Origin of the sequence: Pseudomonas xantholysinigenes, assembly GCF_014268885.2 — a bacterium.
Lineage (GTDB): Bacteria > Pseudomonadota > Gammaproteobacteria > Pseudomonadales > Pseudomonadaceae > Aquipseudomonas > Aquipseudomonas xantholysinigenes.
This window is the reverse complement of record NZ_CP077095.1, coordinates 3,823,512-3,839,308: the sequence shown is the minus strand read 5'-3', so window position 1 is coordinate 3,839,308 and position 15,797 is coordinate 3,823,512. Positions and strand designations below refer to the sequence as shown.

Sequence of the window (15,797 nt, the reverse complement as noted above, 5' to 3'; positions counted from 1 at the left end):
TGCCTGGCGGTGTGTCGGGCTTGAGGAGCTTTTGCATGCAACTCGAAATTTTCCAGGTCGATGCCTTTTCTGCCGTGCCGTTTGGCGGTAATCCGGCGGCGGTCATCCCGTTGGAGCAGTGGTTGCCAGACGAGGTGCTGCAGCGCATCGCCGAAGAGAACAACCTGTCCGAGACTGCATACTTCGTACGCAACGGTGAGGTGTTCGACCTGCGCTGGTTCACCCCGTCGGTGGAGGTCGACCTGTGTGGGCATGCCACCTTGGCGGCGGCCTGGGTGTTGTTCGAGCAACTGGGCGAGGGGGCAGAGGTGTTGCGGTTCAATACCCGTAGCGGTGAGTTGCGGGTCAGTCGTGATGCCAATGGGTTGCTGGCGATGGATTTTCCGGCCAAGCAGCCGGTTGCGCAGGACTTGCCGGCCGGGTTGCTGGAGGCCCTTGGGCTGGCTGAGGCGCGGGCGTTGTATCGGACGGATGACTTTATCGTGGTGATCGATGATGTTGACTTGATCGAGGGGCTCAAGCCGGACTTCGTGGCGTTGTCGGCGTTCGATGTGAGGGGGATTGCGGTGACGGCGCCGGGGCGGGGGTTTGATTTCGTCACGCGGTGGTTTGGGCCGCGGGTGGGGGTCAATGAGGATCCGGTGACGGGGTCGGCGCATACGTCATTGGTGCCCTACTGGGCTGAGCGGTTGGGCAAGGACAGCTTGCGCTGTGAGCAGGGGGGCGGGCGCAAGGGGCAGTTGCATTGTGAGTTGCCGGGGAATGGGCGGGTGATTATTCGTGGGGCGGGGGCGCTTTATATGCGTGGGGTGGTGTTTCTTTGAGTTGCTAGTTACTAGTTGCTGGTTTTGGTCTTTGGTGGTTTTGAAAGTTGTATGCGCATTCATTTGCGATGTCGACGCTTATTCACCTTTCCGCCCTTACGGCGGGTTACTTTGGTCGTAACTCGCCGTCCGCGGCCAAAGTAACCAAAGCCGTTGCGCTCCATTCATCCGTCCCGCTCGTGGCGGGATTCCCTCACTCCGGCCTTGCTCCCGGGAGGACCGCGCTGTAGGGCCCATCCTGGGCCCCAGCGCTTGACGGGCATCCATGCCCGTCACCTCCCTCCGCAAGGCCTACGTTCGGCCTCCTGAAGTCGCGAAGTTAGGGGCGGCGCCTGCACTGGCGTAGCTGTCGCTAGTTGCAATTCTGTGATCTCCAGGGCCCTTTCGCGGGCAAGCCCGCTCCCACAGGGTTATGTATATTTTCAACTTCCACCACTCTCCTGTGGGAGCGGGCTTGCCCGCGAAAGGGCCAGAGCAGTCAATATTTAAATAACTGCCAGGAATCTATTTAAAACTTCTGCTCTTGCTCTTGCTCTTGCTCTTGCTCTTGCTCTTGCTCTTGCTCTTGCTCTTGCTTCTAAGCGCGCGATAGTTCAGGCGCCGCCAATTGCGACTTCAGGAGGCCGAGTGGAGTTCTTGCGAAGGGAGGTGACGGGCATGGATGCCCGTCAAGCGCTGCGCCCCAGGATGGGGCGTTCAGCGCGGTCCTCCCGGGAGCAAGAACGGAGCGAGGGAACCCCGGAGCGAAGCGTAGGGGCCGGATGAATGGAGCGAGGATTTTTTGGTGACTTTTTGATCCTTCAAAAAGTTACCCGCCGTAAGGGCGGAAAGGTGACTATGCGTCAACATCGCCAATGAATGCGCATACAAAAATCAAAACAATCACTGCAGATCCAGATCCAGATCCAGATCCAGATCCAGATCCAGATCCAGATCCAGATCCAGGTCCAATCCGCGACCTATATTCCAATACCTCCAAAAACAACAGCAAAGAGCCCCCCAATGACCTTGGGAAAGCAAGGCGTCTGCTGCTTTGCTAATTCAATGAATTCTAGGCTCGTTGTGGTTTTTTTTTGTATATTTAAGCGAGGGTGTTTAGGGTAGGTTTTCAGTCGGAGCTAAACTGGCATGCCTGCGTATTCAGTGTTACCACTCGTAGGGAAAGACTCTCGGAGACATTGATTCCATCGGTGGTGATGACCGAGATGTACGACCGCCCATCACCCCGTGCTCCGTTGCTCAATCGATGGTTTAGATCGACAGAACCTTGGGTGCCTAAGATGGAGTTTAATCTAAAACTATAGATATTCGTATGTTCTAAGGAGCCTGGTAAGTTCGATCCTTAATTCAGGTTCCGTAAGCTCAGAGGAGAAGTCTTTGGTGTCCTCGACTAAACTGTCGACCAGCCCAAACATTAAAGTCAGGCAGCTGCCTAGTTTTGGCTCGTCCTGAGCCAAAAGTCCAGATTCCCCCTCAGATCTCCAGGTTTCGAAAAAAGTCTTGGAGAACTCTTCGCTGCTAATGGATGATGAGAGGAATTTTTTTGCTAGGTCAATCAGAGCGAGACTCATTACAGTACCTCCGTTTCGATATAGTTTCTGTGTTGGTCGGAGCCAGGGCTAAGGTGCCAGCCAGAAAGAAATTTACCATTCGCCGCTACTATGACCACCAAATTTGTAGTGGGGTTAAAATACACCTTCGACCCTGGCTCTCGTCGATATGTTCCTTTTTCGATTGTACTCGAGCTATTTAAATGCTGCTCGATAGCGTCCCTGAATGCAGTCAAGGTCTCTGTGTTTTTATTTGTGGCCAAAACTCCAAAGTCTATAGCGTGCTTATACTTTTTATCCAACTGCCTCCGGGTGAATATCCCCGAGTCTAAAGGCTCGCTGAACATCAAATAGATCAGTTTCATCCCGGAGTCTACCGGGAAGGTAATGATCAGATCGCGAGCATCCGGCAACACACCGGGGTAGGTCTCGGCCTCAATGTTCAGCGGTTGCAGTTCCACGCCCGTGTAGGGCGGTGGAACGACCGGTGTCGTCGTACTTGAGGACTGGTCCCCTGGAGGCGCTGCAGGCGTCCAGGTCAGGGTGATGGGAGGCTGGTCTGGTACCAAGCTTGGCACCGTCACAGTGTAGCGTCCAGTTTGCGGATCAAACGTGGCAGCCCGTACGGGTACGCTCTTGGAGATGTTCACGCCATCAGCTGTGACCACCGAAACGTAGGAGCGCCCATCACCTCGGGTTTCGTTGGTGAGCCTATACGGCAGCTCGACAGTGCCTTGAGCGGCGGCAATGGCATTGAGATCGACGTTCGCCGAAAAGCCAAGGTCATGAGCATTGACACCCAAACCGTAGCGAAATCGCGCCGGTGTTTGGTCCTATCCAGCGTCAATAGGCAAAGGGTCGGGCCCCGGGCGAGCAATCGTCGCCGGTAGCTCTATGGCCATAAATTCATTCCTTGAAAGAGCGATTTCCGGAAGGGAGATCGGCGGCTAATGCTGTATAAAAAACAGTATATGGAATCAATGGCTCAACCCCGCCTGTGGCTTGGCGTACGATTTTTTCTGAGTTCTGCGAGCTCCCCCGGTACAGCAAAACGGATCGGCCTACTGAGATGCATTAGAAAATGAATAAATGGAAGGGCTGGAATTTCCGACCCTGAGATATTCCAGCCAAGAGGTGTTGAGTTTTCTCTTGAAGCCAAGGTTTTGTATCAACCGACATGTTTTGGCAACAGCCGTCCCCCAGTTTGCCTTGCGGACTACCGACCGGATGCGGTTTTTGCGATTACTGGCTCTGTACGAAATCCCGAGAAACCCAATCGGCACCCTTCGGAAGCTGAAACTCTGTAGGGCTCCCGGCCATCTACGGAAAGGAATTCTGTGATGGCAAAGCGTTACGAACTCTCGGATGAGGCCTGGACAGTGGTCGCCGAGCCTCTTCTGGCGCCGGGAAAAAAGGGGGGCTGACGAGCCTGCCGATCACGCTCTAGGCCGCAGTCGCGGTGGCCTGACAACCAAAATCCACATGCTCTGCGACGCCAACGGGACACCGTTGCGCTTCCTTTTTCTAAACGTATGACTTTCGATCGATTCGGGTGCCAACCTACGAGGGATGATGGCACCCGACCAGATCTTCTATTTACATCACAGGACGTAGATAAAATTACGGCAAGGAATTATAGGAAACCGTGGTTTTTCAGCGCTTTCTCAAGCTCTGCCCTCAAAGCCCGTTCGTCTAGCTCATAGCTTTCTCTGTCAGGATGAGAGGTGTAGCGCTCTGCTAAATCAAAAATCACATACAAGCAGTCTGCAATATTCTTGCTATCTTTTGCCAGGACGCCGGATTCTCCCTCAAGTCGCCAGCCTTCGAAAAACTTAGTTTCAAAATCATCGGCAGTGATTTCTTTCTTGGCTGCCGACTTCGCCAAGTTTATTAGATCTATGCTCATTTCAGCTTCCCTGTGCTGATGTAGTTTTCATACTGCGGTGTTCCTGGCACTAGCTTCCACCCTGAAAGGAATTTTCCAGTGGTATCTAAGACGACAACATTATTTGTCGTAGAGTTAAAGTGCACTTTTGAGTTTTCAGCGTAGAGATAGGTTCCTTTCTCGATGGTTCCACTGTGCTTCAGGTGAGCCTCAATTGCATTGCGGAATTCTGCTAAGGTTTCGCTGTTCTTTTTTGTATCGGTGACTCCGAAGCTTTTAGCATGCTTATATTTTTTATCAAGCTGTTTTCGCGTGAAAATCCCTGAGTCTAGCGGTTCGCTGAACATCACATAGACTGGTTTCAAGCCAGAGTCTGCAGGGAACGTGATGATAAAGTCATTAGCATCCGGCAACACACCGGGGTAGGTCTCGGCCTCAATGTTCAGCGGTTGCAGTTCCACGCCTGTGTAGGTCGGCACAGGCGGTGGAACGACCGGTGTCGTCGTACTTGAGGACTGATCCCCTGGAGGCGCCGCAGGCGTCCAGGTCAGGGTAATGGGAGGCTGGTCTGGTACCAAGCTTGGCACCGTCACAGTGTAGCGTCCAGTTTGCGGATCAAACGTGGCAGCCCGTACGGGTACGCTCTTGGAGATGTTCACGCCATCAGCTGTGACCACCGAAACGTAGGAGCGCCCATCACCTCGGGTTTCGTTGGTGAGCCTATACGGCAGCTCGACAGTGCCTTGAGCGGCGGCAATGGCATTGAGATCGGCGTTCGCCGAAAAGCCAAGCTCATGAGCATTGACACCCAAGCCGTAGCGAAATCGCGCCGGTGTTTGGTCCTGCTCTTCACTGGCTGTTGAACGGGCATAAAACACGGCGGTCAGGGCGGCGGCGATTGGGGCACCCGGCCCAGCCGTGGCAATGCGGCCTAATGCGGCAATGGCGTTTGCAATGCCTTGGCGCAGTGTCGCCAGCGCGGTTTCGGCCAAAGGGACGGTGCCTTGTCCTGGCACGGTGAGTGCCGCCGCAGCGCTGGCTGCGAAGCGGTAGCTGTTGGCCGCTTGGGTAATGGCGGTTTGAGTGGTGCCGGGCAGGGCTTGAAGCTGGGCTTGGGCGCTGTTTCGGGCAGACTGGATGCCTGTACTTACCTCCTGCCTTTTGACGGTGTCTGCGAGGGATGCAATATGGATCTGGTTACTCGCAGCAACATAAGCGGTGTCTGTGACTTGCTTAAGAGACTGTTGGGCCGATGCGGCGATGTCGCGGGTCGGCGTAGCTTGAACCTGTGCAATGAGTTCGGCCACGCGGGCGCTGACCTGGATGGCGGCACCAGTGCTGGCCTGATTGACCGTTTGGCGCTGAGACTCGATGAATGCATTGGCATTGGCCACCAGCTGATTCGCCGCGCGGGTGAACGTAGCAGCAACGGTGCCGGCCATTGCCCTTACCGATTGGTTGATCTGAGCGAGTTCCCCGCATTGACCCTGCTGCCAGCCGAGGTGATGAGGGCATCAATCTGCTGATACGCTTGCTCAACCGCTTGCCGCACAGCCTGATTAGCGGCTTCTCGTTCAGCATTGGTCCTAGTTGCAGAGTCGGAAAACTGATTTTCCAGAGCTTGTCTATGCGCAGCCAGTTGCTGTTGCGCAGGTGCTGTGATGGCTGATAAATCACTGCTGATTGACTGACGAACGGATTGTACTTCACGAACTTTGGCCTGTTCTAGGCTGGTGTTCAAGTTCGCTTGGCGTTCCTGCAATGTCTTTATGGTTTGACCTACCACTCGGGATTGCAGGGCTGCCTCATAGGCTTTCTGATAAATACCTTGTTCCGACGCCGGGAATGGTCCCCATGCACGCCAGTGCTTGGGGATTCGTGACATGTTCGCAGCCTTGATCTGAGAGGCATTGAGTTCAAGCACATTGCCACCCGAAAATGCCAAGGCCTCTGTGGACAGCGAGGCGAGCTGATCATTAGCCTCGACAAGTGCCTGGTTGACGGTACTGATGTATCCCGCAATATCAGCTGCACTGCTTGAGGAGGTATCCAATGGGACACCGAGCAGCCCCAAGGTCTCCAAAGTGGTTTGGGCTGCTCCCGTGATCAAGGGCGCATAAGACGTATCCAAATACGTCTTGACCCGCAGGAGTTCTGCTGCAAGGTCGGTCATCATTCTGTTAAATGTTGCTAATTGTTCCCGGCCCTGTCGGTCCCGCTCGTTGTAGAGGTACGCGAATGATCCCGCGTCAATAGGCAAAGGGTCGGGCCACGGGTGAACAGTCGTTTCCGGTAGCTCTATGGCCATAAATTCATTCCTTGAAAGAGCGATTTCCGGAAGGGAGATCGCTGGCAAGTGCTGTATAAAAACACAGTACATGGAGTCAATGACTCAACCCCGCCTGTGGCTTGGCGTACGATTTTTTCCGAATTCTGCGGACTCCCCTAGAAGCCTCCGCGCACCTGCCTACTACAGTGAGTGGTTCCTCCACCACAACCAAAGGCCCTCATTTGATCGTCGCTCACGGCCTGGAAAAGCGACTCGTTAATCAGACGCAGGCGCGGCCAATTGTGACTTTAGGAGGCCAAGTGGAGTTCTTGCATAATCCGCGATCTATACTCCAACACCCGCAAAAACAACAGCAAGGAGCCCCCCCAATGCCCCTGGAAAAACAAGGCACCTGCCTGTGCAAGGCCACCCACTTGAACCTCACCCTGGAAAACACCCACGTCAGCGCTTGCCACTGCAGCATGTGCCGCAAATGGACCGGCGGCCCGCTATTGGCGGTGCAATGCAGCCAACCCCCAGTGATCAAAGGCCCCGCGCCCAGCATCTACGACTCATCCCCCTGGGCCGAGCGCGGCTTCTGCGGCCAGTGCGGCACGCACCTGTTCTACCGCCTGAAAGAGAGCGGCCTTTACGTCGTGCCGGTCGGCGTAATCGACAGTGAGCAAACCTGGACCTTCACCGAACAGATCTTCATCGACGAAAAACCCACCTGGTACTGCTTCAGCAACGAAACCAAGAACCTCACCGGCCAGCAAGTGTTCGATCAATTCGCCCCGTCCTGATCCTCCGCGCCTTGCCAAAACGCAACAATCCTGAGAAAACGGCGGCCTTTGAAAAACCGCTTCGAGGAACCTGCCATGAGCAGCGAACTGCAAGTCATCGATCTCCAGGAAGGCGACGGCAAGGCCGTGGTCAAGGGCGCGCTGATCACCACCCAGTACCGCGGTACCCTCGCCGACGGCAGCGAGTTCGACTCGTCCTGGGCACGCGGCAAGCCGTTCCAGTGCGTGATCGGCACCGGCCGGGTGATCAAGGGCTGGGACCAGGGGCTGATGGGCATGCGCGTCGGCGGCAAGCGCCAGCTGCAGGTACCGGCGCACCTGGGCTATGGCGAGCGCAGCGTGGGCGCGATCCCGCCGAACTCCGACCTGACCTTCGAGATCGAACTGCTGGAAGTGCTGACCCGCGACGACTGACCTGCCGCGCAACAATTCGGCAATACAAGCGCGCTAAGGTGGAACTCGTCCATGGAACGGCACGCATGGTCACGGAAGACTCCGCCACGGATGGCGACCACGACAGGGATGCCCTGCGGCTTCGGCCGCAGGGCAATGTCGTGTTCCACCGGTTGCTGGTACTGTCGCTGCTGAGGCACTGCACAGGAAGGCATGAATGAACCAGCAGGTGACGGTAATCGGTGGCGGCGTGGTTGGCCTGGCCACCGCCTACGCACTGGTGCGCGACGGTTGGCAGGTCGAGCTGGTCGAGGCCCGCGACCGCCTGGCCAGTGCCACCAGCTTCGCCAATGGCGGGCAGCTGTCCTATCGCTATGTCGCGCCGCTGGCCGATGCCGGGGTGCCCTGGCAGGCGCTTGGCTGGCTGCTGCGGGGCGATTCGCCACTGCGCTTGCGCCTGCGCCTGGACCCGGTGCAGTGGCGCTGGCTGGCAGCCTTCCTGTTGGCTTGTCGGCGCTCGGTCAATCGGCGTAACGCCGCGCAACTGCTGAACCTTGCCCTGCACAGCCAAACGGCGTTGCAGCGCTGGCGCGAGGAAGATGGCCTCGACGGGTTCGCCTGGCGGCGCAATGGCAAGCTTGTGGCCTTTCGCACCCAGCGCGCCTTTGCTCAGGCTCGCGCACAGCTGCTCGACCCCGATACACAACAAATACTGGATGCCATGGCGTTGCGCGGGCTTGACCCGGCGCTGGCTGAGACGCCCTTTGTCGGCGGGGTGTTCACCGCCGCCGAGGAGGTCGCTGACTGCCACCGTTTCTGCCTGCGCCTGGCCGAGCGCCTGCAGGCCTCGGGGCGTTGCCGGATGCTGTTGGGCCAGCCCGTGACGCGGCTGGTCGCGCAGGGTCAACGCGTGGTCGAGCTGCAACTCGGGCAGCAGCACGTAGCGGTGCAACGCTTGGTGCTGTGTGCCGGGCACCGCAGTGCCGCCCTGGCCTTGCCGGGGCTCAAGCTGCCCGTCTATCCGCTCAAGGGCTATAGCCTCACCGCGCCAATTGGCGCCACCCACGAAGCACCGGAGGTAAGCCTCACCGATTACGAGCGCAAGATCGTCTACGCCAGGCTGGATGACCAACTGCGGGTGGCGGCGATGGTCGACATCGTCGGCTATGACGAGTCGGTCGATGTCGGCAGGCTCAGGAGCATGCGCCGGCTGGCCTGGGAAACGCTGCCCCAGGCTGCCGACTACCAACAGGCGGTGGAATGGGCGGGAATGCGCCCGGCGACGCCGAGCGGTGTGCCGATCATCGGGGCCACCCACTACCGCAACCTGTGGCTGAACCTCGGGCATGGCGCGCTGGGATTCACCCTGGCGTGCGGCAGCGGTGAGCGGTTGGCGAAGATGTTGCGGCCAGCCTCACAGACTTCAAGCCACGCGTTGCTCCTGTAGACGCCAGCCTTGCTGGTGAGCCAGGCGGCGCAGTGCCTGGCACCGGCTGTGCCGGTGTTCGCGGCTGAAGCCGCTCCCACAGGGGCCGCTCTGACCTCAAGCCATGCGCTACGCCTGTGGGAGCGGGTTTACCCGCGAAGCAGGCGACGCGGTGTTTGGCACCGGCTGCGCCGGTGTTCGCGGCTGAAGCCGCTCCCACAGCGACCGCGCTGACCTCAAGCCATGCGCTACGCCTGTGGGAGCGGGTTTACCCGCGAAGCAGGCGACGCGGTGTTTGGCACCGGCTGCGCCGGTGTTCGCGGCTAAAGCCGCTCCCACAGGGACCGCGCTGACCTCAGGGCATGCACCATACCTGTGGGAGCGGGCTTGTCGGACCGCCGCACCGCCGCGAAGCAAGCGGCGCGGTGCCTGGCACCGGCTGCGCCGGTGGTCGCGGCTGAAGCCGCTCCCACAGGGGCTGCGCTAGCTTTAGCAGTTGAGCAAGACAGATGCTCCCACAGGAACCACGGCAAAAGGCTCAGCGGCCGAAACGCATCGGCCAGCCCAGCACCTGCTTGGTCCGTGGCGTGGCATAGGTGCGCACCTTGGAGGTGCTCAGGCCCAGGCGTACCAGAGACTCGGCGATGGTGACCGCCGCGCTGACCCCATCCACCACCGGCACCCCGGTACGGCGGCGGATCTGCTCGTCGAGCCCGGCCATGCCGCCGCAGCCCAGGCAGATCACCTCGGCCTTGTCTTCGCGCACGGCGCGCTCGGCCTGCTCGACGATGGCCTGCACCGCACGCTGCGGGTCTGCTTCGAGCTCCAGCACCGCCAGGCCGCTGGCGCGTACCGAAGCGCAGCGGTCGTACAGGCCGGAGAGTTTCAGGCGGTCCTCGATCAGCGGCACCGTGCGGTCCAGGGTGGTCACCACCGAATAGGCGTGGCCCAGGTACATCGCGGTGCTGGCGGCGGCGTCAGTGATGTCCACCACCGGCACGTCCAGCAGTTCCTGCAGACCTTCCCGGCCATGCTCGCCATAGCCGGCCTGGATGACTGCGTCATAGGGTTGGTCGTAGGCCAGCACCCGGTCCATCACGGCAATGGCGGCCAGGTAGCTCTCGAAATTGCCTTCCACCGATTCGGCACCGAACCAGGGCGTCAGGCCGACGATCTCGGTGCCTGGGGCGGCCACGCTGCGGGCTTGCTCGGCGATGGCCTCGGTGATGGCGGTGGTGGTATTGACGTTGGCGATCAGGATACGCATGGCGGATCTCCCTGCAATCAATGGCTGCTGTGGTCGACGGCGATGCATTCGCCGCTGACGTCGTGGTAGTGGCGGTGGCGCGGCGCGACCAGCAGGTACACGGTGGCGGCGATGCCGGCACCGATCAGCCAGGAGAACGGCGCGACGCTGTGGAAGTTGGGCACCAGGGCCAGGACGATGGCCAGCAGCGCGGCGGGGATGAAGGCCGCCACCGCACGCAGGTTGATGCCGCGGCTGTAGTGGTAGGCGCCGGCGGGGTGCTCGCTGTACAACTCAGGGACGTTGATGCGGCCCTTACGCAGCAGCCAGTAGTCGGCCATGATCACGCCGTACAGGGGGCCGAGCAGGGCGCCCAGGCCGGAGAGGAAGTACACGATCACCAAGGGGCTGTTGTAGAGGTTCCACGGCAAGATCACCACCGCCAGGGTGGCGCTGATCAGCCCGGCGCGGCGGAAGTTCAGGTGGCGTGGCGCCAGGTTGCTGAGGACGAAGGCCGGGGCGACGAAGTTGGCCATGATGTTCACCGCCACGGTGACGATCAGGAAGGCCAGGCAGCCAAGCACCAGGAAGGCCGTATTGGGGATGCTGGCGACGATCTGGGTCGGGCTGTCGATGATCTGGCCGTTGATCTGGAACTGCGCGCCGCACAGCACCACGGTGATGGCGGCGAACACCAGGATGTTCACTGGCAGGCCCCAGAAGTTGCCGATGCGGATGGTCTTGCGGCAAGGCGCGCTGCGGGCGAAGTCGCAGAAGTTCAATACCAGGGTGCCGTAGATCGCCAGCCACAGGGCGCCGCCGGCGAAGATGTTGCGCCACATCTCGTAGCCGCTCAGGGGCTCGGCCACCGACCAGGCGATGCGCGCATCGGCCTTGAAGTACATGAACACCGCCAGGCTCGCCACGGTGAGCAGGATGACGGGGCCGGCGAAGGCCTCGTAGCGGCGCACCATCTCCATGCCATAGGCGAGGATCACCAGTTGCACCAGCCAGATCGCCACGAAGCAGACCCAGCCCAGGCTCGACAGGCCGAGGATGCTGTCGTGGTCATAGCTGGCCACCTGCGGCCATACGGCGGTCAACAGCACCCGCAGCACCACCGAGGCCAGGTAGGTCTGGATGCCGAACCAGGCAATGGCGATCACCGCGCGGATCAGCGCTGGGATCTGCGCGCCATGGATGCCGAAGGCGATGCGGCTGATGACCGGGAAGGGCACCCCGGTCTTCTGCCCCATGTAGCCGGACAGGTTCATGAAGAAATACACCAGTGCCGCGCCGATCGCCAGCGACAGCAGGATCTGCCAACCGCCCAGGCCGAGGGCGAACAAACCCATGGCAAAGGAGTAGTTGGCGATGTTGTGCACATCGTTGGTCCACAACGCGAAGATGCTGTAGCCGCCCCAGCGCCGTCCGGCGAGCTTGGTTGGCGCCAGGTCGCGGTTGTGCAGGCGCGGGCTCAACTCGAGACCTGCCGGGAGGCCTTCGAGGGTGGTGCTGGTGGGGTGGGTGCTGGCAACGGAAAGTTCAGGGGCAAGGGGGAGGCTGCTACTCATTCCGGCGGCTCCTGATGCGCGTGACTGCGATGAGCGGGCGCTGGCGCACGGGCTCGCCATCTCGTCGGTGCAGGCGTTGGCATCACTGGGTTCTGGGCGCAACGGTCGACGCTGAGGGCGACGCTGCGGGTTCTTGTGTATTTATGTTTTGACTGAGTTGTATACAAAACACCAACACACAAAAGCCAGTTCCGTGCCAGGCTGAAACCAACTTTCACGGCGCCATTATTTTGAATCTATCTTGTTGAAAGCTAAGTGGATGAAATCAATTAACTATAAGTTGACCAAATGAACAGGTTATATTTTGTTCTGATGATTTTAGTTGATCGTTTGGTCAGATTTAGTTGCAGGTAGTGTGTAACCAAATGGGGCGTTACTGCTAAAAAATGCACACAAAAATGGCACTTAAAGTGACATTTATGTATACAGATTTTTGGGCAATGCATGGTTGTGAGCGCAACTGCCTTGCTGAGCCTTCTCGCGTTGACGCGACTCCTGTGGGAGCGGGCTCGCTCGGGCTCAGGCCATCGGCGGCAAGCGCCGCTGCACCGGGGTCTTCTTGACGATCGCGGTGTTGGTTTCGGCCAGCACATTGAGCCGGTCGAGCAAGGTATCGAGCTGCTCCATCGAGCGCACATGCAAGCGCGCGATGAAACAGTCCTCGCCAGTGACCTTGTCGCATTCGGTGAACTCGGGAATGGCGACGATCTGCCGTTCCACCTCCTGCAACTGCCCAGGCAATGGGCGGATGCGCACGATGGCCTGCAACTGGTAGCCAAAGCAGCGCGGGTCGACATCGACCGTATAGCCACGCAGCACACCGCGCTCCTCCAGGCGCCGCAGGCGTTCACTGACACTCGGCGCGGACAGGCCACTGATTTGGGCCAGGGCCTTGAGCGAGCGGCGCGAATCCTCCATCAGGGCGTTGATCAGCAACTGGTCGATGGCGTCGGTCATGGCTACCTCGTTAGGCAATTGACGGGATTTGCCTTGATAGTAAAGGCCATGATCCCGTTTTGCCTTGGTAATCCGCTGGAAGGTCGTAGGCCTGCCTGCGCATACTGTGGCCATCGTCGAAAGGAGGTGTGAGATGGACAATGGGTTGCGTCGCGGGTCGCTGGAAATGATTGCCGCCATGCTGATCTCCGGCACCATCGGCTGGTTCGTGCTGGTCTCCGGGCAGCCAGTGCTGGACGTAGTGTTCTGGCGCTGTGTGTTCGGCGCCGCGACCTTGCTGGTGATCTGCGCGGCCATGGGCTTTCTCAAACCTGGCGTGCTGACCCGTGGCACCTTCCTGCTGGCCGTGGCCAGCGGCGTGGCCATCGTCGGTAACTGGGTGTTGCTGTTCGCTTCCTATTCGCGGGCGTCGATCGCCATCGGCACGGCGGTGTACAACGTCCAGCCATTCATGCTGGTGGGGCTGGCGGCGTTGTTCCTCGGCGAAAAGCTCACCCTGGCCAAGCTCACTTGGTTGGGCCTGGCCTTCATCGGCATGCTGGCCATCGTCGGCGCCCATGGCAACGGCCAGGCCAGCGGCGACGACTACCTGCTGGGGATCGCCCTGGCGTTGGGCGCGGCGTTTCTGTATGCGCTGGCGGCGTTGATCATCAAGCGCCTCACCGGCACCCCGCCGCACCTGATCGCGCTGGTGCAGGTCGGCACCGGTGTGCTGCTGCTGGCGCCCTGGGTCAAACTGGGCGGCCTGCCGGGCGAGTGGCCGGCGCTGGGTAGCCTGCTGACCCTGGGCATGGTTCATACCGGCGTGATGTATGTGCTGTTGTACAGCGCCATCCAGCGCCTGCCCACCGCGTTGACCGGGGCTTTGTCGTTCATCTACCCGATCGCGGCGATCCTGGTCGACTGGTTCGCCTTCGGCCACCGTCTGGCGCCGTTGCAATGGCTGGGGGTGGGGTTGATCCTGCTGGCGGCGGCGGGGATGCAGCAGGGGTGGTGGTTCCGTAGGGCACGGAGCGCGCAGCAGGCTTGAGCTCTGGGCTGGCGAACCGTCCGACAACTTTTGTAGGAGATGGCCAGTTGATGGCGCGCTGACCCTCTAGTACCCTGCGCGCTTTTTCGCAGTGATGCGACCCGTTCTCAAGTGATGGATCATCCCCGCATGTCCCGTTCTTTTCGCGCCATGGCCACAGGCCTGGCGCTGTTGCCGTTGTTTGCCAGCGCCGCGCCATTCCAGTCCCCCGGTGATCGGGATTTGATTCGTGACCGCCAGGAAAACTTGCTGCAGGAGCAGCGCAGGCGCCTCGAGGAGCTGCAACAGTTGCCTGGCAAACAGGCCCCGCAGGCGCCGACGCAGCCCAGTGAAGACAGCCGCTGCTTCCAGATCGAGCGCATCGACCTGCAGGGTGCGACGCTGCTCAGCGAGGGGCAACGTCATGCCCTGCTGGCGGATCATGAAGGCCAGTGCCTGCCGATTGCCCGGTTCAATGGGTTGCTCAAGCGGATTACCGACCACTACCTCGACCGTGGCTACCTGACCACCCGCGCCTACCTGCCGCAGCAGGACTTGGGCAGCGGTGTGCTGCAGATCATCGTCGTCGAAGGGCGTCTCGAGGGCCTGGACAGCTCGAACCTGGCCAGCCCGTGGGAGCTGGCCATGACCTTCCCCGGCGCGGTGGGCGAGGTGCTCGACCTGCGCCAGATGGAGCAGATGGTCGACCAGCTGGGTCGCTTGCCCTCGCGCCGGGCCGAGGTGGAACTGGTGCCGGGCCAGGCCGTCGGCGGTAGTCGGGTGCAGCTCAAGGGCGAGCGTGACAAGCCCTGGCGGGTTTCGGCCAGCCGGCACAACAACGGCGATGCCAGCAGTGGCGAACAGCAGATGAACCTGGGCTTCGAGTGGGACAGCCCGCTGGGCCTGGCCGACCAGCTCAGCCTGCGCGCCGGCCGCGACGTGGTCAGCGACCAGTGGCGTCATAGCGACAGCCAGGGCCTGAACTACAACCTGCCGTGGGGCTGGTGGACCTTCAACTACAGCTACAACCGCAACTACTACCGCACCCGCGACACTTCCAGTGGCTTCCCCTTCAAGCTCGACGGCGACAACGCCGTGCATCAGTTCCAGGCCGAACGGGTGATCCACCGTGACAGCCTGAGCAAGACCGCGGTGAACCTGGGCATCAGCCACCTGCGTGCACGCAACTACCTGGACGACACCCTGATCGATGTCTCCAGCACCCGTATCACCGAGCGCCAGTTGGGCTTCAACCATGGCCGGCGCATCGGCAACGCCTTCGTCAACCTTGACGCCGGCTGGCAGCAGGGCATTGGTGCGCTCGACGCCCAGGGCGCGGGCGATCCGCGCGGCAACGAGCCGGTGGCGCGCTACAACAAGTACACCCTGACCCTGAGCTACCTGCAGCCATTCCAGTTGTGGGGCGAGCAGTTCAGCTTCGACAGCCTGGCCACCGGCCAGCGCAGCGAGGACGCCCTCTACAGCGGCCAGCGCATCAGCGTCGGCGGGCTGACCTCGGTGCGCGGCTTCAAGGAACAGACCCTCACCGGCGACAGCGGCGGCTACTGGCGCAACCAGTTGCGCTGGCGCCGCCCGGTTACCTGGGCACCACTACAGCCCTGGTTGCGTGAGTACGGCATGGCCTTCGCCTATGACGCCGGGGTGATCAAGGGCCAGCACGGCAATGGCCAGGACCATGGCCGCCTGAGTGGCAACGCCTTCGAGTTCAATGTGCGTGGCCAGTACTTCGCCGCCAGCGCCACCTTCGCCCGCTCGCTGGAACGCCCCGACGTCATCACCCGCCGTGAGCATCCGATCTATTTCCGCGTCGACGCGTTCTTCTGAGCCCCGACCCACCCAT

General features: G+C 60.4%; 14 protein-coding genes and 1 pseudogene. 7 read left to right on the top strand and 8 right to left on the bottom strand.

Annotation, left to right across the window (positions count from 1 at the left end):
* The first annotated feature begins 35 nt into the window (after window positions 1–35).
* Window positions 36–824 (top strand): PhzF family phenazine biosynthesis protein, encoded by a 789-nt coding sequence (locus HU772_RS16985; RefSeq protein WP_186660790.1) that lies wholly within the window; start codon window positions 36–38, stop codon window positions 822–824.
* 1,298 nt (window positions 825–2,122) lie between these two features.
* Here HU772_RS16985 and HU772_RS25125 read toward each other — a convergent pair.
* Window positions 2,123–2,395, bottom strand: coding sequence for a colicin immunity domain-containing protein (locus tag HU772_RS25125; protein ID WP_186662823.1), 273 nt, complete (start codon window positions 2,393–2,395; stop codon window positions 2,123–2,125).
* On the bottom strand, window positions 2,395–3,177 hold the full coding sequence (locus HU772_RS16975; protein ID WP_186662822.1) for an S-type pyocin domain-containing protein: 783 nt from the start codon (window positions 3,175–3,177) through the stop codon (window positions 2,395–2,397). The genes HU772_RS25125 and HU772_RS16975 overlap by 1 nt, the downstream gene beginning before the upstream one ends.
* Before the next feature lie 584 nt (window positions 3,178–3,761).
* Here HU772_RS16975 and HU772_RS16970 point away from each other — a divergent pair.
* Window positions 3,762–3,895: pseudogene (locus HU772_RS16970) on the top strand (IS5/IS1182 family transposase); the annotation flags it as partial.
* A gap of 112 nt (window positions 3,896–4,007) precedes the next feature.
* On the opposite strand, the gene HU772_RS16965 reads toward HU772_RS16970, so the two are convergent.
* Genes HU772_RS16965 through HU772_RS16955 form a run of 3 tightly spaced genes read right to left on the bottom strand, consistent with a single transcriptional unit; the run spans window position 4,008 to window position 6,567 of the window.
* Complete coding sequence (locus HU772_RS16965; protein ID WP_186662821.1) at window positions 4,008–4,280, bottom strand: colicin immunity domain-containing protein; 273 nt, start codon at window positions 4,278–4,280, stop codon at window positions 4,008–4,010.
* Window positions 4,277–5,701, bottom strand: coding sequence for an S-type pyocin domain-containing protein (locus tag HU772_RS16960; protein WP_217858728.1), 1,425 nt, complete (start codon window positions 5,699–5,701; stop codon window positions 4,277–4,279). Before HU772_RS16960 ends, HU772_RS16965 begins: the two co-directional genes overlap by 4 nt.
* Window positions 5,702–5,706: 5 nt before the next feature.
* Window positions 5,707–6,567: a hypothetical protein gene (locus tag HU772_RS16955; protein ID WP_217858727.1), complete on the bottom strand. Its 861-nt coding sequence runs from the start codon at window positions 6,565–6,567 to the stop codon at window positions 5,707–5,709.
* Window positions 6,568–6,917: 350 nt separating this feature from the next.
* On the opposite strand from HU772_RS16955, the gene HU772_RS16950 reads away from it, so the two are divergent.
* From HU772_RS16950 to HU772_RS16940, 3 genes are all read left to right on the top strand, one after another.
* Window positions 6,918–7,331 carry a GFA family protein gene (locus tag HU772_RS16950; RefSeq protein WP_186661037.1) on the top strand — a complete coding sequence of 138 codons (414 nt, stop codon included), beginning with the start codon at window positions 6,918–6,920 and terminating at the stop codon, window positions 7,329–7,331.
* A gap of 75 nt (window positions 7,332–7,406) precedes the next feature.
* Window positions 7,407–7,745, top strand: a complete 339-nt coding sequence (locus tag HU772_RS16945) for an FKBP-type peptidyl-prolyl cis-trans isomerase (RefSeq protein WP_186661039.1) — start codon at window positions 7,407–7,409, stop codon at window positions 7,743–7,745.
* A gap of 196 nt (window positions 7,746–7,941) precedes the next feature.
* Window positions 7,942–9,171 carry a D-amino acid dehydrogenase gene (locus HU772_RS16940; protein ID WP_186661041.1) on the top strand — a complete coding sequence of 410 codons (1,230 nt, stop codon included), beginning with the start codon at window positions 7,942–7,944 and terminating at the stop codon, window positions 9,169–9,171.
* Window positions 9,172–9,688: 517 nt separating this feature from the next.
* Here the strand turns inward: HU772_RS16940 and HU772_RS16935 are convergent.
* The 3 genes from HU772_RS16935 to HU772_RS16925 form a co-directional block, all read right to left on the bottom strand.
* On the bottom strand, window positions 9,689–10,417 hold the full coding sequence (locus HU772_RS16935) for an aspartate/glutamate racemase family protein (protein ID WP_186661043.1): 729 nt from the start codon (window positions 10,415–10,417) through the stop codon (window positions 9,689–9,691).
* 17 nt (window positions 10,418–10,434) lie between these two features.
* Window positions 10,435–11,970 carry an NCS1 family nucleobase:cation symporter-1 gene (locus HU772_RS16930; protein WP_186661045.1) on the bottom strand — a complete coding sequence of 512 codons (1,536 nt, stop codon included), beginning with the start codon at window positions 11,968–11,970 and terminating at the stop codon, window positions 10,435–10,437.
* 519 nt (window positions 11,971–12,489) lie between these two features.
* Window positions 12,490–12,927, bottom strand: coding sequence for an Lrp/AsnC family transcriptional regulator (locus tag HU772_RS16925; RefSeq protein ID WP_186661047.1), 438 nt, complete (start codon window positions 12,925–12,927; stop codon window positions 12,490–12,492).
* 133 nt (window positions 12,928–13,060) lie between these two features.
* On the opposite strand from HU772_RS16925, the gene HU772_RS16920 reads away from it, so the two are divergent.
* Window positions 13,061–13,957 (top strand): DMT family transporter, encoded by an 897-nt coding sequence (locus tag HU772_RS16920; RefSeq protein ID WP_186661048.1) that lies wholly within the window; start codon window positions 13,061–13,063, stop codon window positions 13,955–13,957.
* Between the two features lie 129 nt (window positions 13,958–14,086).
* Window positions 14,087–15,781, top strand: coding sequence for a ShlB/FhaC/HecB family hemolysin secretion/activation protein (locus tag HU772_RS16915; RefSeq protein WP_186661049.1), 1,695 nt, complete (start codon window positions 14,087–14,089; stop codon window positions 15,779–15,781).
* Window positions 15,782–15,797: the final 16 nt, after the last annotated feature.

Bases quoted from the DNA above. Each gene is read 5' to 3' on its own strand.
- HU772_RS16920 (WP_186661048.1), top strand. From the start codon at position 13,061: ATGGACAATGGGTTGCGTCGCGGGTCGCTGGAAATGATTGCCGCCATG.
- HU772_RS16915 (WP_186661049.1), top strand. From the start codon at position 14,087: ATGTCCCGTTCTTTTCGCGCCATGGCCACAGGCCTGGCGCTGTTGCCG.
- HU772_RS16950 (WP_186661037.1), top strand. From the start codon at position 6,918: ATGCCCCTGGAAAAACAAGGCACCTGCCTGTGCAAGGCCACCCACTTG.
- HU772_RS16930 (WP_186661045.1), bottom strand. From the start codon at position 11,970: ATGAGTAGCAGCCTCCCCCTTGCCCCTGAACTTTCCGTTGCCAGCACC.
- HU772_RS16935 (WP_186661043.1), bottom strand. From the start codon at position 10,417: ATGCGTATCCTGATCGCCAACGTCAATACCACCACCGCCATCACCGAG.
- HU772_RS16940 (WP_186661041.1), top strand. From the start codon at position 7,942: ATGAACCAGCAGGTGACGGTAATCGGTGGCGGCGTGGTTGGCCTGGCC.
- HU772_RS16960 (WP_217858728.1), bottom strand. From the start codon at position 5,701: ATGGCCGGCACCGTTGCTGCTACGTTCACCCGCGCGGCGAATCAGCTG.
- HU772_RS16925 (WP_186661047.1), bottom strand. From the start codon at position 12,927: ATGACCGACGCCATCGACCAGTTGCTGATCAACGCCCTGATGGAGGAT.
- HU772_RS16955 (WP_217858727.1), bottom strand. From the start codon at position 6,567: ATGGCCATAGAGCTACCGGAAACGACTGTTCACCCGTGGCCCGACCCT.
- HU772_RS16965 (WP_186662821.1), bottom strand. From the start codon at position 4,280: ATGAGCATAGATCTAATAAACTTGGCGAAGTCGGCAGCCAAGAAAGAA.
- HU772_RS25125 (WP_186662823.1), bottom strand. From the start codon at position 2,395: ATGAGTCTCGCTCTGATTGACCTAGCAAAAAAATTCCTCTCATCATCC.
- HU772_RS16985 (WP_186660790.1), top strand. From the start codon at position 36: ATGCAACTCGAAATTTTCCAGGTCGATGCCTTTTCTGCCGTGCCGTTT.
- HU772_RS16945 (WP_186661039.1), top strand. From the start codon at position 7,407: ATGAGCAGCGAACTGCAAGTCATCGATCTCCAGGAAGGCGACGGCAAG.